13 protein-coding genes are annotated in these 16,341 nt (G+C 69.6%); 11 read left to right on the forward strand and 2 right to left on the reverse strand.

Annotated elements, in window-relative coordinates; translation table 11 throughout:
• The first annotated feature begins 42 nt into the window (after positions 1-42).
• The 8 genes from OWM54_RS11310 to OWM54_RS11345 all read left to right on the forward strand — a co-directional run bounded on the left by OWM54_RS11310 (position 43) and on the right by OWM54_RS11345 (position 10,901).
• Complete coding sequence (locus tag OWM54_RS11310) at positions 43-1,239, forward strand: cupin-like domain-containing protein (RefSeq protein WP_267697506.1); 1,197 nt, start codon at positions 43-45, stop codon at positions 1,237-1,239.
• 207 nt (positions 1,240-1,446) lie between these two features.
• Entirely contained in the window at positions 1,447-2,697 is a 1,251-nt protein-coding gene (locus OWM54_RS11315; protein WP_420715323.1) for an endonuclease domain-containing protein, read from the forward strand.
• Positions 2,684-3,802, forward strand: coding sequence for a hypothetical protein (locus tag OWM54_RS11320; RefSeq protein WP_267697508.1), 1,119 nt, complete (start codon positions 2,684-2,686; stop codon positions 3,800-3,802). The genes OWM54_RS11315 and OWM54_RS11320 overlap by 14 nt, the downstream gene beginning before the upstream one ends.
• A gap of 21 nt (positions 3,803-3,823) precedes the next feature.
• Complete coding sequence (locus OWM54_RS11325) at positions 3,824-7,402, forward strand: AAA family ATPase (protein WP_267697509.1); 3,579 nt, start codon at positions 3,824-3,826, stop codon at positions 7,400-7,402.
• A gap of 49 nt (positions 7,403-7,451) precedes the next feature.
• Positions 7,452-8,903, forward strand: a complete 1,452-nt coding sequence (locus OWM54_RS11330) for an anthranilate synthase component I family protein (RefSeq protein ID WP_267697510.1) — start codon at positions 7,452-7,454, stop codon at positions 8,901-8,903.
• Positions 8,900-9,469 (forward strand): anthranilate synthase component II, encoded by a 570-nt coding sequence (locus tag OWM54_RS11335; protein ID WP_223747907.1) that lies wholly within the window; start codon positions 8,900-8,902, stop codon positions 9,467-9,469. The genes OWM54_RS11330 and OWM54_RS11335 overlap by 4 nt, the downstream gene beginning before the upstream one ends.
• Positions 9,470-9,481: 12 nt before the next feature.
• Positions 9,482-10,306: an aminotransferase class IV gene (locus tag OWM54_RS11340; protein ID WP_267697511.1), complete on the forward strand. Its 825-nt coding sequence runs from the start codon at positions 9,482-9,484 to the stop codon at positions 10,304-10,306.
• Positions 10,307-10,322: 16 nt separating this feature from the next.
• On the forward strand, positions 10,323-10,901 hold the full coding sequence (locus tag OWM54_RS11345; RefSeq protein WP_223784539.1) for an RBBP9/YdeN family alpha/beta hydrolase: 579 nt from the start codon (positions 10,323-10,325) through the stop codon (positions 10,899-10,901).
• A gap of 12 nt (positions 10,902-10,913) precedes the next feature.
• Here OWM54_RS11345 and OWM54_RS11350 read toward each other — a convergent pair whose 3' ends face one another.
• Positions 10,914-11,765 carry a pseudouridine synthase gene (locus OWM54_RS11350; RefSeq protein ID WP_267697512.1) on the reverse strand — a complete coding sequence of 284 codons (852 nt, stop codon included), beginning with the start codon at positions 11,763-11,765 and terminating at the stop codon, positions 10,914-10,916.
• A 137-nt stretch (positions 11,766-11,902) separates the two neighbouring features.
• Between OWM54_RS11350 and OWM54_RS11355 the strand changes: the two genes are divergently transcribed.
• A complete protein-coding gene (locus tag OWM54_RS11355; protein WP_144426625.1) occupies positions 11,903-13,162 on the forward strand; it encodes a threonine/serine ThrE exporter family protein in 1,260 nt (419 codons plus the stop codon).
• 10 nt (positions 13,163-13,172) lie between these two features.
• On the opposite strand, the gene OWM54_RS11360 is transcribed toward OWM54_RS11355, so the two are convergent.
• On the reverse strand, positions 13,173-13,589 hold the full coding sequence (locus OWM54_RS11360) for a DoxX family protein (RefSeq protein ID WP_267697513.1): 417 nt from the start codon (positions 13,587-13,589) through the stop codon (positions 13,173-13,175).
• Positions 13,590-13,709: 120 nt separating this feature from the next.
• Between OWM54_RS11360 and OWM54_RS11365 the strand changes: the two genes are divergently transcribed.
• Together OWM54_RS11365 and OWM54_RS11370 are read left to right on the forward strand one after the other, a co-directional pair.
• Complete coding sequence (locus OWM54_RS11365; RefSeq protein ID WP_267697514.1) at positions 13,710-14,873, forward strand: AI-2E family transporter; 1,164 nt, start codon at positions 13,710-13,712, stop codon at positions 14,871-14,873.
• A gap of 107 nt (positions 14,874-14,980) precedes the next feature.
• Positions 14,981-16,276: a sigma-70 family RNA polymerase sigma factor gene (locus OWM54_RS11370; RefSeq protein ID WP_267697515.1), complete on the forward strand. Its 1,296-nt coding sequence runs from the start codon at positions 14,981-14,983 to the stop codon at positions 16,274-16,276.
• Positions 16,277-16,341 lie beyond the last annotated feature (65 nt).

Consider the following 16,341-nt stretch of genomic DNA (forward strand, 5'->3'; position numbering starts at 1 on the left):
GCGTGAGGGCCCCCTCGTGCCGCGAGTTGGAGCCCCATGCCGATGAAGCCCCTGCCCTTTTCCGCCAGGCCGGTCCGCAGGTTGGAGCGCCCGTCGCTCGAGGAGCTGCGGGAGTGGCACTACCGTGAGCCGGTCATCGTCCGGGGGCTCCTGGACGCCTCGGGGGCGCTGGACGCGTTCCGCGCGCAGGGGACGTTGGACGGGAAGCTCGCGGTGCTGGAGGCGCAGCTGGGGGAGCGGCCGCAGCATTACTTCTGCGTGTTGCCTCCGGAGTCGGGCGGGCACTACCGGCCCAAGCTGGTGGTGAGCGACGCGGAGGGGGGCGTGGCGGTGATGCCCGAGCAGGGCAGCTTCGCGGACTTCGCGGACCGGCTGAAGGCGGCGGTGCGCACGGGCGAGTACGTGTACATGCAGAACGGGATGCTCGAGCAGTCCCACGTGCGCGAGAAGCTGCGGTTCGACTTCCTGTCGTTCAGCGACCCGCTGGGGGTGGAGAGCAAGTTCTGGGTGGGCTCGGACGGGCAGGTGGTGAACCTGCACTACGACGACTGCATCAACTTCATCTGCATGTTCGAGGGCACCAAGCGGGTGACGATGTTCCCGCCGGAGCAGCTGGAGAACCTGTACCACGCGCCGCTGGACGTGCTGGGCGGCGGGGCGCCCACGACGCCCGTGCACCTGTTGAACCTGGACCTGGAGCGCTTCCCCCGGTTTCGCACGGCGATGGAGCACGCGTGCGTGGCGGTGGTGGAGCCCGGGGAGGCGCTGCTGATTCCGCCCTTCTGGTGGCACCATGTGGAGTCCTTCGGGGCGATGCATGTCATGGTGAACAGCTTCATCACCACGATTCCGTCCACGGCGACGCTGGAGCTGTGGAAGGACCTGTCGGCGGGCATCCGCGCGCTGGCGAAGGCGACGCCCGAGGAGCGGAACCGGGAGCGGGAGTTGTTCCGCCGTCGGGTGTTCGCGGGGGAGGAGGTCTCGGAGTCCTCGGCGCTGGCGGAGCAGGCGCGGGTGACGTTCCAGAAGCTGCCGGGTTCATGGCGTGAGCATGTGGCGCGGCTGTGGGAGGCGTTCGCCTTCCAGACGCACGGGGCGCCGTTCGAGGAGACAGCCGGCGGGCTCGCGGGGCTCCTCGAGCGACAAGCGGGACAGCTCACGCTCTATCCCAACGCCAACATGCTGGCGGAGATGCCGGATGTGATGGAGCTGCCCGCGGGGGACCCGGCGCCGCGGTAGGGATTGCGCCCCTGACGAAGACAGTCACTCCAGTCCATACCACCACGGGGTGAGTCACTCCTCGCATCGATGTCGTGACAGACCCGGCGGGCGGTGTGAGACATTGGATGCACCGGGTCCCGCCGCTTGCAAGGAATGACATGAAGGGCGCAGGCTCTACCCGGTGTGACGGGTCCATCTCCGGGGACCCGTGGGGGCATGGGCTTGGTGACAACCGCAGACACCGCTCTCCTGGACTCGCTGGACCGGCATGCCCGGCGCCGTGCGGAAGGGATTCCCACCCTGAGCGCCCTGGTGGGCGACCCGGAGCGCGCGCTCCGGCTCTGGACGGAATGGCTCCACCGCAGCGGCTTGAAGGCGGCCTTCGCCCAGAGCGAGGACCTGCGCTCCACCGTCGCCGCCTGGGCCACCCAGCTCGCCCGTGAGCGCAATCTCTTCCGAGACGCGGAGAGCTACGTCGTCTTCTCCCAGCGCGCCATCTCCTCCCGCGAGCTGCACTTCGAGGGCAAGACGCAGCACGACCGCCGCGTCCTCTTCGAGCGACTGGAGCCGCCCCACGCCGAGCCCGTGACGTGGGCCCTGTGCCGACAGCTGCTCGAAGCCCCGGAGCCCGCGCCCCCAGGCACGCTCCCCAACGAGGTCCGTGAGGCCATCTCCCACGACCCGCTCCGCGTCCTCCACGCGCTGCTGCTCATCATCCCCGAAGGCCGCGCCCCCGCCCTCCACCTGGCGCTCTCCCCTTCCGACCCGCGCAGCCTCCGCACCGCGACCGCCATCTGCTCCGCGGCCCCGCTGCTTCACGTCGCCTGCGTGCTGCCACCCGATGCGCTCGAAGGCACCCGTGGACGCAAGGACTCCCACGCGCTCGCGATGATGCGGGAAGGGTTGCTCGAGCTCCCGGACCCTGTCGCCGTCACCTCCGAGCAGGGAGCGCCCGTCGGCGAGCCCGCGTCCCCTCGACGTGCATCCTCGAAGAAGAAGGCTCCGGCCTCACAGCCGGAGCCCCACGTCGCGCCGCCGTTGCTGGAGCGCTTCCGTGAGAACGCGGAGGCCATGGTCGCCGAGCGCGAGAAGTCCGAGGCCCGCGCCCGCAGCAAGATGGAGCACTTCTTCTACCACGACATCCTGCAGGTCCATCCGGCCACCAAGGACGTCTTCACCCTCAACGCCAAGGTGGAGCTCGGCGAGGGCAAGCGCCCGCTGGAGGTCGACCTGCTGAGCCGCGAGCTGCGGCTCGCCGTCGAAATCGACGGCCAACACCACTTCCTCGACCCCGAGCGGTTCCGTCGGGACCGACGCAAGGACCTGGCGCTCCAGCGCATCGGCTACTGGGTGGCCCGCTTCCTCTACGAGGACCTGCACCCTCACTGTGAAGACATCTTGAAGACCCTCGAATCGCTCATGGAGGCCCGGCGGCGAGAAGCCACCGCGCAAAGGACAACGCATGGACAGCCCTGACAACCGGTTGGCGGGACTCGCACTCACCTGGCTCGCGCCGCGTCCACAACGCAGCGGCACCCGCACGGAGCTCGGCAATGCCCTGCGCCCCTTCGTGGAGCACCGCCTCTCGCGCCCCGAGTGGAAGGCCCGACTCGACGCCGTGCTGGAGCAGCTCCTGCGCGATGAGCTCGTGGCCGCGAAGAAGAAGGCGGGCCTGACGCTCACCAGCGCGGGGATGGAGCGCGTCCTCCAGTTCCTGCGCCTGGAGCAGCTCCCCAAGGGGCTCACCTGGAAGAAGCTCAAGGCCACCTACCTCCTCGCGAACAGCCTGGACGTCGCACCTTCCAAGGCCACGCTCACCCGCCTGAACGACGCGGATGGCGTCCGCGCGGTGGTGCTCGCCCGGCACCATCCCGAGGTCGGAGAGGGAGAGCCGTCCCTGTCGCAGATTCGGGACAGGCTCCTGTGGCGCCAGCTGGGTGTGGAGACGGAGCGGCCGTTCTCCCTGGGTGCCGTGCAGGCCCACCTGCTCGGCAAGATGCTCGACACCGAGGTGAAGAATCCGCGCAAGGCCGTGGAGCAGCTCGCGGCCCGCGCCGCTGGGGCGACTCGCGCCGACGCGGAGATTCTCCGCCTGACGCTGCTGCGGCAATGGTTCCTCCCTGAGCAGGGTTCCGCGCCCGCGAGCGACACCCGGTCTGTGCCCCAGCGAAACACCGCGTCCACGCGCGAGGCTGGGGCAACGCCCCAGCGAACCCCAGCGCCCACGCGAAACACCGTGCCCTCACGCGACACCGGGTCCGCGCCCAATCAAGCCCCCGCGCCCGCCGCGCCGCCCCCCACGGTCCTCGTGGAGTCCTTCGCCGAGCATGTGCTCTCGGTGGCGCGGGCCCTGCCCACGGGTCGCTTCGGGCGCGACAAGGTGTTCATCTCCCACGTGTGGCGAGCCCTCCAGCCCGAGTGGAGCAATCGCGAGGCGTTTGACGCCGCGCTCCTGGAGGCCAACCGCACCCAGCATCTGTCGCTGACGCGTGCGGACCTCGTCTCGGCCATGGACCCCAAGGACGTCGCCGAGTCCGAGGTGCGCTCCTACGGCGCCAGTTTCCATTTCGTCGTCGTCTGATTCGTCCTTCCAGGAGCGCCCATGTCCCGCGACCCTCGACTCGAGGTCTTCCTCTCCGACGGCGGCGAGGTCTTCAGCAGCGTCCAACAGGGCCAGTACCTCTGGCAGCCCGACCCGTTCGACGTGGAGACCCTCAACCCCGCCGCGCGCCGCGCCTTCAAACGCCTGTTGGACCGGGCAACGGCGTCACCTGCTCCCGACACGGGAAAAATCCTTCTCCTGCTCGGAGAGTCCGGCAGCGGCAAGACGCACCTGGTGCGCGCCTTCCGCAACGCGGCGCACGAGCAGAAGCGCGGCTTCACCGGCTACATGCCCATGACGGTGGATGCGGCGCACTACGACCGGTACATCCTGTCCAACCTCATCGACTCCATCGATCATCATCCGTACGACGTGGCGCAGGATGACGACAGCGGGATGATGTACCTGTCGAACCTGCTGATGGCTCAGTGCACCAGCCTCTTCGCGCCGCTCATCGAGCCCGAGGAGAAGGTCCTGGAGGACGACGAACTCCACGGCACCGTCCGCGCGGTGGCGGACGATCTCCTCTCCGACCCGCGCTTCCGCGGCGTCGAGGTGGACCTGCTGCGCGCGCTCATCTACTTCCAGCGCCGGGACCCGCGCATCAACCGCCGCATCTTCAACTGGCTGCGCTGCGAGGACATCACCCCCGAGGACCGGAAGGTCATCGGCGAGTTGGTCCCACGCACCTCCGACGACGCGCCGGCTCGCATGGTCGAGCAATTGGGCCGCGTCATGAGCGCGCTGGGACACGCGCTCGTGCTGTGCATCGACCAGATCGAAGACATCAGCGACTTCGAGCAGCGCCCCCAGGCTGAGAATGCCTTCCGCCGGGCGATAAATACCCTGGCATCCATCGCCGGCAAGGTGCCCAACGCCATCGTGGTCATCTGCTGCCTCTCCGATTATTGGGAGAAGATGCGCCCGCTCCTCACGCGGGCCATGGTCGACCGCGTCGAGAACGACCCGGACCCCGTGACGCTGGAGCGCACTGTCAGCGCGGCCACCGCTCGCGACATGGTCGCTCGGCGCCTGCGCTTCCTCTACGAGCAGCGCGGCGTGCAGTACCGCCCCGAGGAGCCCACCTACCCCATTCCTCCCGAAGGCTTCGAGAAGCTCGCCGGCCAGCGTGCCCGCGACGTGCTGAACGAGTGTCGTCGCTACCGTGAGAAGGCCATCGAGCTGCAGCGCCTGCCGGACACCTTCCCGCTGCCGAGTCGAGACGCGCGTCCACCGGCCCCTCAACCTCCCGCTGGCGTCGACATGGACCGGATGTGGACGGACTTCCGCACCGCCTACAAGGAGAAGCTCCCCGAGGACGCGTCCGACATCACCGCCCTGCTCGCGTGGGCCGTCGAGATGGGGAGCGAGGAGATGGGAGGCTCGCCTCGCTTCGCTGTGAAGACGCGCAACGGAGACGACCTGCTGGACGTGGCCGTGCACCCCTCCGGCAAGAAGCTCGTCCTCGCGCTCTGCGAGCGCCGTCCGCACGGAGGCGGGTTGGGCCGGCAGATGAGCGAGGCCCTCACCGCCGCGAGGGGGAAGACTCCGGTGCTCATCCGGACCTCCGACTTCCCATCGTCCACGGGGACCCTCGTCTCGGACGCCTTGAGCAAGCTCATCCGGCAAGGTGGACGACGCGTCGTGCTGGGCGACAGTGACCTCCGCGAGCTGGTCGCCCTGCGTGACTTCCGTGCCCTGCACGTCGGACAGGCGGCGCTCGCGGAGTGGAGCCGCGCCGCGCGTCCCGTCACCCGACTGAAGTCCATGGGTGACATCCTTGGACTGGAGCCGCTCGGCCCTTCGCTCCCGCCTCCGGGCCCCGCGAAGGACCCGGTCGCGCGGGAGTCCGAGAAGCGAGAGACCAAGGCAGCCGAGGTGACGCCTCCGCCCGTGTCACCTCCCGCCCCCGTCCACGTGAAGAACGAGAACAACTTCGTTCCCCGGCAGTCGGGCCTGTTCTCGGACGCCATGGTGACGACGGCTGCGACGCCGACACCTCGCAACGCATCGAGCCCTTCTCCCGCGCCGACGACTCCCGCGCAGTCCTCGAAGCGTCCTTCCGGGAAGGTCGCCACCGTCACGCCGCAAGCGAGCACCCCACCCGCCGCGGGTCCGAAGACGGCTGCCACCGAAGATGACGACACGGACCTGTCGACGATGAAGCCCGTGAGCAATCTGCTGCCCGACCCGGACCCCACGCCGGTCCAGAAGCCCGAGGCCCCCGTCAATCTGGTGCGCAAGCCCCGCCCGACACCCGCGACAGGCACCCCCGCCGTCCCGAACGTGGTCCTCACCGGCCCCCTGCGCCTGGGCGTCTCCGAGGGGCTGCTCCCCCAGAACGTCATGCTCGACACCGCCGAGCTGACGAAGCACAGCGCCTTCCTCGGTGGCTCGGGCAGCGGCAAGACGACGCTCGCGCTCAATACGCTGGAGCAGCTCCTGCTCCGAGGCATCCCCGTCATCCTCGTGGACCGGAAGGGCGACCTCGCCGCCTACGCCCGCCCCGAGGCCTGGGAGGAGCCCATCGAGGACGCCACGCTGCGCGAGCGGCGCCGACTCCTGCGTGAGCGCGTCGACGTCGCGCTCTACACGCCGGGACGCTCGGATGGCAGACCGCTCGCGATTCCCATTGTCCCCCAGGGCCTGGAGACACTCCCCGCCGAGGAGCGCGAGCAGGGCGTCCAGCAGGCCGCGGACGCCATCGCCGGCATGCTCGACTACCGGACCAGCCCCAACGACAAGGCCGCGAAGGCCGTGCTCGCCCAAGCCCTCCGGCTGCTGATGAGCCAGTCCTTCGGGAAGGAGGTCACCCTCGAACTCATCCAGCAGTTCGTCATGTCGCAGGACCCCGCGCTGCTGGAGGCCACGGACGGAATCCCCACGAAGACCCACGCCAAGCTGGCCCAGGACCTCAGCGTGCTGCGCATCAACCTGCGCACGCTGTTGGCCGTGAGCGGTGAACGGCTCGACCTGGATGAACTGCTCGGGCGCGGCGTCCACGGTGTGCCCGGTCGCACGCGCTTGAGCATCATCAGCACCAAGTTCCTCGGGGACAACTCGCGCATCCTCTTCTGGGTGTCGCAGCTGCTCCTGGAGACCCACCGCTGGGCCAGCCAGCACCCGTCACCCAAGCTCCAGGCCGTGATTCTCTTCGACGAGGCGGACATGTACCTGCCCGCGACGAGCAAGCCCGCGACCAAGGAGCCGATGGAGAGCCTCCTCAAGCGCGCGCGCTCCGCGGGCCTCGGCATCATGCTCGCCACGCAGAGCCCGGGGGACTTCGACTACAAGTGCCGGGAGAACGTGCGCATGTGGTGCGTGGGCCGGGTGAAGGAGGACAACGCCCTCCGGAAGCTCCAGCCCATGTTCACCGAGGCGCGCGTCGACGCCGACGCCAAGCTCCCCGGGCAGAAGGCCGGCCAGTTCCACGTCCTGCGCGAGGGCAAGGTCCAGCAGCTCAAGGCGGACCGCTCGGCCATCAGCACGAACCAGCTCTCCGAGGACGAAATCCTCCTGTACGCGCGCAAGTCACGCGAGGTCCAGGCGGGCGGCCCCCAGAGCACGGGCACGTCCTGAACCACCGCCGGATGCCCGTTCCGGGACTTCCTGCTAGGAAGCCCCCGGAATGAGCACCCGGCCGCTTCCGCCACCGTTGGACCGCGAGCGCTTCGATGCGCTCGTGGCCCAGGGCTTCAACCAGGTCCCCGTGTATCGACGGTGGGACACCGGTGCGCCGCGGCCCGTGGACCTGCTGCGCGCCCTCCCTGCGCAGCACCGCTTCCTCCTCGAGAGCACCCGCATCAGTGACGAGGGGCGCTACTCGTTCCTCGGCGCGAGCCCCTTCCTGCGCTTCGTCGCCAAGGGCCCCAAGTGCTTCATCGACGACGTGCCCCAACAGGGTGCGCCCCTGGACACGCTGCGAGCCCTGTTCCGTCGGTGGCGCGGCCCTCGCATCGATGGGCTCCCGCTCTTCCTCGGCGGCGCCGTCGGCTTCTTCGCCTACGAGGCCAACCACTACTTCGAGAAGCTCCCCGTCCACCCGCGCGATGACCTGGCACTGCCGGACATCGCCCTGTCCTTCGTGGACACCTTCCTCGCGGTGGACCATCTCGAAGGGCACCTGCTCGCCATCGCCACCGGCTCGGACTGGGAGGACTGTCAGCGCCGCCTGGACACCCTCGCGTCCATCGTGCGCCAGGCCACGCCCACCTCGCCTCCCGCCCCCCCCGCCGCCGATGCCCCCCTCGCGGAGCCGCGCTCCAACTTCACGCAGCAGGGCTACCTGGACGCGGTGGAGCGCGTGCGCGAGTACATCCGCGCCGGAGACACGTATCAGGTCAACCTCTCGCAGCGCCTCGAGGTCGACTTCCCGGGCGAACCCCTCGCGCTCTACGAGACCCTGTCCGCCACCAACCCCGTCCACTTCGCCAGCTACCTCGAAGGCGACGGCTTCCACGTCGTCAGCGCCTCCCCCGAGCGGCTGGTCCGCGTCGAGCACGGACGCGCCATCACCCGCCCCATCGCGGGCACCCGCCGCCGGGGCACGCCCGAGGAAGAAGCCCGCTTCGTCCAGGAGCTGCGCACCAGCGAGAAGGAGCGCGCCGAGCACGCCATGCTCGTGGACCTGGAGCGCAATGACCTCGGCCGCGTCTGCGCCTACGGCACCGTCGAGGTGACGAAGCTGATGGAGATCGTCGAGTACGCCCACGTCCTCCACATCGAGTCCGAGGTGACCGGGCAGCTCACGCCCGACACCGAGCCGCTCGACGTGGTGGGCGCGCTCTTCCCCGGCGGGACCATCACCGGCGTCCCCAAGATTCGCACCATGCAGCTCATCACCGAGCTGGAGCCGCACGCTCGCGGTCTCTACACGGGCTCGCTCGGCTACGTGTCCTTCAGCGGCGACCTGGACCTGAACATCGTCATCCGCACCCTGCTCGTGAAGAACGGCCGCGCCTATGCACAGGTCGGCGGAGGCATCGTCCACGACTCGCAGCCTCGCCAGGAGTTCAAGGAGACGCTGAACAAGGCGCGCTCCCAGCTCCTCGCCCTGCGCGCGAGCGGAGCCACGCGATGATCCTCCTCATCGACAACTTCGACTCGTTCACCTTCAACCTCGTCCAGGCGCTCGGCGCGCAGGGCGCGAAGCTGAAAGTGGTGCGCAACGACGCCGTCACCGTGCGCGACATCGAGGCCCTCCAGCCCGAGCGCATCGTCATCTCCCCCGGCCCCGGGACGCCCGAGGATGCCGGCGTGTCACTCGAGGTCATCCGCGCCTTCGGCGGACGTGTCCCCCTGCTCGGCGTGTGTCTGGGCCACCAGTGTCTGGGACAGGTCTTCGGCGCGAAGGTGGTCCGCGCTCCCGTCCCCGTGCATGGGAAGACGGCCGAGGTCCAGCACGAGAACCAGGGGGTGTTCCAGGGACTCCCACGGCCCTTCGTCGCCGCGCGCTATCACTCGCTCGTCGTGGAGCGGGAGGGCCTGCCCGAGTGTCTCGAAGTGACGGCCTGGCACGAGGGGCTCATCATGGGCATGCGGCACAAGGCGCTGCCCGCGCTGGAGGGCGTCCAGTTCCATCCCGAGTCCTTCCTCACCACCCACGGGCCTCGACTGCTCGCCAACTTCCTGGCGGCTCGGCGCTGACGGAGCCACACCATGCTCTCCACCGTGGCGGTGAACGGCGAGGTGAAGCGCTGGGAGGACCTGCGCCTGCACGACTTCGCGCAGGGCTTCTTCTTCGGCGCGGGCTTCTTCACCACCTTCCGCATCGAGGACGGCGCCCCCCTCTTCCTGTCCCGTCATCTGCGCCGACTCACGGCGAGCCTCGCGGCTCACACGGACACCGTCCGCGCGCCCTCGCCCGAGCTGCTGGAGCCCGCCTCCGTTCGTGACACCCTGCGACGCTGCCTCGCCGCCGACCCGCTGCTCGGTCCCCGCTTCCAGGGCATCGGCAAGCTGTCCGCGAGCGATGGGCAGCTCCTGCTCACCCTCCGGCCCCACGCTCCCGACGCCGAGCGACTCCAGCACGAGGGACGCGCCATCCTCACGGTGGAGCACGGCGCCTATCGTCACGGGGAGACGTCTCCGAACCACAAGGGCTTGTCGTACTTCCGGCAGTTCTCGCGGATGCAACAGCTCCCCGTGCTGGCCAACGAGCTGGCTCACGCGTGCGAGCTGCCCACCGCGAACCTCTTCGTCCTCCTGGACGGCGCGCTCGTCACTCCGCCGCTCGATGCGCCGTGCCTCCCCGGTGTCATCCGCGCGGTGCTCCTCGATTCGGGCTCCATCGATGGAGTCCCCATCATGGAGCAGGCGCTTCCCCTCGCGCGGCTCGCCGAGGCGCGTGCAGGCGTCTTCACCAACGCCGCGGTGCTGGCCACCGGAGTCCCGCGCCTCCTCGGCCACACGTTGCCCGAGAGCCTGTCACTCGCGGCGAGGCTCCGGGAGCACATCCTGGCGATGGCATCACGCGAGGACTGAGGCAGACTGCGGCCCCATGAGCCGCACCCTCGTCGTCGTGCACCGCTGGGCCGGACGTCCGAACACCGACTTCTATCCCTGGCTCGAGGAGAAGCTGCGCGAGCCTCCCGCGCCCTTCGACGACATCCTCACGCTGGACATGCCCGAGCCCGCCACGCCGACCATCGACGGCTGGGTGTCCACGCTCACGCGCACGCTCGGCCCGGTGCCTCCACCGTCCACCGTGTTCCTGGGCCACAGCGTGGGTTGTCAGACCCTCCTCCGCTACCTCGCCGCGATGCCCGAGGGACACCGCGTGGAGGGCGCCGTGTTCGTCTCCGGCTGGTTCGAGGTGGACAAGCCGTGGGACGCGCTGCGCCCCTGGCTCGACACGCCCATCGACTTCGCCCGCGTGCGCGCCGCGCTGGGCCGCGCCGTCGTCGTGCTCTCCGACAGCGACCCGTTCACCTCCGACTGGCGTCGCAATCAAGGACTCTGGGAGGAGCACCTGGGCGCCGAGGTCATCGTCGTCCCCGGGGGACGCCACTTCAACAACCCGCGCGAGCCCGCCGTGCTCGAAGCGGTGCAATCACATTTCGGCGCACGCCCTCGATAGGACATGGAAAGCTCACGCCATGGGCGCTGTGCCTCCCCCTTCATCTGACGGCGCCTCGTCGGACTCCCCCTGAGCGCCGAACCCCAGCGCCTCGGAGACCTCCGCCGCACGCAGCTCCCGCCATCCCCCCTCGGGCACGTCGAGCACCACCGCGCCCACGGCCTCGCGATGGAGCGTGAGCACCGGGTGCCCCACCGCCGCCAGCATCCGCTTCACCTGGTGGTGCCGGCCCTCCGTCAGCGTCAGCTCCACCACCTCCGGAGCCCGTGACTCGGCCCGGGATGGACGCGTGAGCCCGTCCTCCAGCTCCACGCCGTCCCGCAGTCGCTGGAGCGCGGACTCGACAGGCTGGCCCTCCACCCGCGCCACGTAGCGCTTGGGCAGATGGGTCTCCGGCGCCGTGCCGTGGCGCACGAAGCGCTCGTCATTGCTGAAGAGCAACAGCCCCGTGGTGTCCCGGTCCAGGCGGCCCACGGCGAGCCACTCGTAGCCCCGCAGGGACTCGGGCAGCACCGCGCGCAGGCGCTCGAACACCGTGCCCACGCCCTCCGGGTCCGTGCCATGCACCACCGGCCCCGCGGGCTTGTGGAACATCAACACCCGCGTCACGGACGTCAGCGTGTGTCCCTGCCCATCGACTCGCACCGTCTGCTCCGGCCCCACCGGCGCGAAGGGCTCCGTCACCACCCGTCCGTCCACCTCCACCCGGCCCGCGCGAATCGCCGCCTCCGCCTCCGCCCGAGGCATCACCCCGGCGCGCCCCAGCGCCCGCGCCAGCCAGTCCGAGCGCCCCGCCGCCACCGCCACCGCGTCCCGCTTCCGCGCCGCCTCCAGCCACCTGGGCGTCCTGCTCTTGCGCGCCATGCTCTCGTCTCCTTCCTGCACCACCCCGACATCCCTTGTCTTCTTTGGAGACCCCATCAGCCGTGCTTCCCGAGCGCGCATGGCGGACAGGCGGACGTCACCGTGCCGCCATTTGACTCCACCCGGGCGGCTCTGCCATTGCGCCGCGTGTGGCCGTCCCTCCTGAAATCGCCGCCTCGCTCCAACACCACCCGGCACCGCCAGGGCCGTCCGTCGCCTTTACCCTGAGACTGGCCGAGGCGCTGCACCGCTACGGCACTCCCTCCCACCGGCTGGAGGGGCTGATGAAGCGCGTGTCCGAGCGCCTGGGCCTGGAGGGCCGCTTCTTCTCCACCCCCACGTCCCTGTTCGCGTCCTTCGGCCCGCCCGAGGCGCTGCGCACCAGCCTCATCCGCGTGGAGCCCGGGGACATGGACCTGGAGCGCCTCACGCAGCTCGACGTCCTGGCCGACGACGTCATCCACTCGCGCCTCACGCCCGCCGAGGGCGCGCTGCGCGTGGAGGACATCCTCGCCCGCCCCCCGCGCTTCGGGCCCGTGCTCCAGATTCTCTGCTGGGCGCTCGCCGGAGGAGCGGGCGCCCGTCTGTTCGGCGGAGGACTGAAGGAGATGGCGGTGGCCACGGTGAGCAGCCTGCTCATCGGAATCCTCAGTGAGGTGACGCAGCGCCAGCCCACCACCGCCCGCGTGCTCGAGCCCGTGGGCGCCATCCTCTCCTCCGCGCTCGCCGTGCTGGCCGCGAGCGTCATCGGCCCGCTGTCCATCCAGGTCGCCACCCTGGCGGGCCTCATCGTCCTGCTGCCCGGCCTGACGCTGACGGTGGCCCTCAACGAGCTGGCCACGCGCCACCTCATCTCCGGCACCTCGCGCCTCACGGGCGCCGCGGTGGTGTTCCTCCAGCTGGGCTTCGGCGTCGCGCTGGGCAGCAAGCTGTCCGTGCTGCTGCCGCCGCCCGTCGCCCCGCCGCCGCCCTCGCTGCCCTCGTGGACCCAGGCCGTGGCGCTGCTGGTGGCGGGCGTCGCCATCGGCGTGCTGTTCCGCGCGCGGCCTCGGGACTGGGGCTGGATTGCGGCCGCGGGCACGTTCGCGTTCTTCGGGGCCCGCCTGGGCTCGGAGTTGCTCGGGCCGCAGCTGGGCGCCTTCGTGGGGGCGCTCGCGCTGGGCATCGTGGGCAACGTGCTGGCGCGGCTTCGCAACAAGCCCTCCGTCACCGTCGTCGTGCCCGGGCTGATGCTGCTGGTGCCCGGCAGCGTGGGCTTCCGCAGCCTGTCCTCGCTGCTCGAGCGCGACGTGGTGGCGGGCGTCGACACCGCCTTCAACATGCTGATGGTGGCGGTGGCCCTGGTGGCCGGACTGTTGTCCGCCAACGCCCTGGTGCCCACGCGCAAGGTGATGTGACGCGGGGCCTTCAGCGCATGCGCGTGAAGTAGATGGCCGCGAGCGACAGCAGGAAGTACGGCACCAGCCCGCCCGCGCCCGCGTAGTCCTTGGCCATGCGCTGGCCGAAGAAGAGGCACACCAGCGACACCGCGGACAAGAGCGCGCCGAAGAAGGCCAGCGCCGGGCTGCCCGTGGCGATGAGCGAGACGAGCCCCGCGCCGCTGAGGGCGCCGGCCGCCAGCTCCAGCAGCGTGACGACGCCGAGCATCAACGGCACCATGCCCTTCAGGGGGCTCTTGGCGAAGTGCCCGGTGAGCCAGCCCAGGTTGCCCTTCCAGTCGATGACCTTGTCCAGTCCGGACTGGAGGAAGAGGATGGCGAGGAAGGCGGCGCACAGCGCCTGGAGCAGCCACGGGGTGAACTGACTCGATTCGAATGCCGGCATGGCGGGGCACTCTAGCCGCCCGGGGCCCGGGCCCAAGTCTTCTTGCTCGTGGAGCAGGCAGCCGGCCTGGGGGGCCGCCTCCCCCTTCCCTCCCGCGCAACCCGCCCTAGCTTCACGGGCATGGCTTCCGAGCAGACCGCCCGGCGTGTGTTCACCGGCCTCATCCTGCTGTCGCTGTTCCTGCTGGCCCTGGTCATCAAGCCCTTCGCCAAGGGCATCTTCCTGGCGGCGGTGCTCGCGGGCGTCTTCTATGGGCTGCACGTCCGGCTGACGCGCAAGCTCAGGGGGCGCAAGAACATCTCGGCGGGCATCCTCTGCACGGCCGTCATCCTGGCGCTGCTGTTGCCCCTGGGTGGGCTCACCGCGTTCGTGGTGGCGGAGGTGTCCTCCGGCGCGCAGTTCATCACCAAGACGGTGCAGCAGGAGGGCGTGGAGGGGCTGGTGCAGAAGCTGCCGAGCCCCGTGCGCAAGGGCGCCGAGAGCCTGATGCAGCGGATGCCCCTGGAGGAGCAGGAGTTGGACCAGACCATCCAGGAGCAGGTGAGCAACCAGGGAGGGACGGCGGCGCGCGCGGTGACGGGGGCGGTGGCGGCCACGGGCTCCATCGCCTTCCAGACGGTGATGATGCTCATCGCCCTGTTCTTCTTCCTCACGGACGGGCGGGAGCTGGTGCACTGGATTGAGAGCGTGTCGCCGCTCAGGCGCGGTGAGACCTTGGAGATCATGCGCGAGTTCCGCAGCGTGTCCGGCGCGGTGCTGCTGTCGTCGGTGGTGACGGCGGGCGTGCAGGCCTTCGCCGCGCTCGTGGGGTTCCTCATCGTCCAGGTGCCCGCGCCGCTGTTCTTCGGCGGCGTGGCGTTCTTCATGGCGCTGATTCCCGCGGTGGGCGCGGCCATCGTCGTGCTGGTCGCCGCGGCGCTGATGTTCTTCAGCGGTCACCCCTGGGCGGCGCTGTTCCTGGCCGTCTGGGGCACGGTGGTGGTGGGGCTGGTGGACAACATCGTCAAGCCGCTGCTCGCCAAGCGCGGCATGCACCAGCACGGCGCCATCGTCTTCTTCTCGCTGCTCGGCGGCCTGGCCGCGTTCGGCACGGTGGGCCTCTTGCTGGGCCCGCTCATCGTCGCCTTCTTCCTGGCCCTGGTGCGCATCCACGAGCGCGACTACGGCCGCAACCACCCGACGCCCGCGAGCCCGCCGACGCCCGGCCCCCAGGATGGAGGCGCACACACCGCGCGGGCCCCGGAGCGCGAGGGAGCGCTCACGTCTCCGGGCGAGAGTCACTGAGGCACCAGCGACCCGACTCAAGGTCAACCTGGACTCTCGTACCGGTCGATTCCCTCACTCCGCGTTAGCCCGTACGATGGGCATGGCAGTCTTTGAGGGAAGACCACATGACACGAACGGGGGAGTCGGGTCCGCCGCCGCGGGGGACCGCGGGCTGGCAATTGGTGCTGGTAGCCCTGGCACTCGCCATCTTCGTCATCAACGTCGTGTTCCCTGGGCTCGTCGTCGGGATTGGCTTCACGGGACTGATGGGCTTCATCTGCGCGGGCTTCGTCCTGGAGACGCTGGGCGCGCTCGCGACCGGCGTCTTCGAAGGCACCGCGCAACTGTCCATCATCTTCCTGGGGATGACCCTGATTGCCTTTGTCGCCGCCACCAGTTGGAACGGCTTCCAAAGGCTCGCGGGCAGGACCGCACCTCCGCCCCTGCTGCTTCGCTGGCCCTGGCTCCTGCTGGGGCTGTTGCTGTTCATCGCCTGCGCTCTGACGCTTCCAGCGCGCGTCGGGCGCAGCGCCCTCCCCGTGCTTCCCGGGGCCTTCGTCATCGCCTTCACGGTCTGGAGCGTCATCTCCGTCAGCGTGTTCCTCGTACGGATGAGCCTGGGTGTGCTCCAACACTCATGGCGTCTGGCGAAGAGGTCACCGTTCGGTGCGGGCATCCTGACGCTCGGTGCCATCGCGGCTTCGCTGGCGGTCGTTCCCCTCGCCAAGTCGCTCGTCTCAGGCCTCCCTCGCGCTCCCGCTCCACAGGCCAGCCGTTGCGACGACCTGTCGTGGGAATGCACCCGACAGGCCATCCTCGCTTCAAGGCAGGCGTATCCCGGGCCCGCATGGGCGTCGAAGGAGGGCCCGTCCTCGAACGCAGTGGCTTTTGCCTCGTATGGCGCAACGCAAGCCGAGGTCGAACTCAACGCCCTGGCCTGCCTCGAACAGCAATTCAACCTGCACGACATGATGCCGAAGGCCCGGCGCATCGCGCAGGGCATCATCCAAAGTGACGCGGAGGCGGAGGACCTCATCCACGCGGTCCTCATGAACATCTGCCTGCGAAAGAAGGCGCCCCCACGGGACTTCGAGCCCTACTTCCTCAAGGCCGTCAGGAACAGCGCGACCAAGCGCTTCGTGCGACTCAGCCGCGCATGCCCCCTGGACTCACAACCCGAGCCGGAGTGTCACCTCCGACCCGAGGACGAGTTCATCTCGATGGAATCCCATGAGGCGCTCCGGAACGCGTTCTGCACCCTCTCGAAGGAGCATCAAGAGGTGCTGCGCCTGCGCTATTTCGAGGAGCTGGATGAAGCCGAAATCGCGCTCCAACTGAAAATCACCCATGCCGCGGCGCGCAAGCGGGTACAGCGGGCCCGGGACAATTTAAGGACCGAATTCCTCCTGCGATGTCAGTGACTTACGATTCGGAGTCACACTTTTTGCGCCGAAGGAAGTGGTGCTCGGAGCGCCCCGATGACCGG

It is taken from the genome of Myxococcus sp. MISCRS1, assembly GCF_026626605.1.
Lineage (GTDB): Bacteria > Myxococcota > Myxococcia > Myxococcales > Myxococcaceae > Myxococcus > Myxococcus fulvus.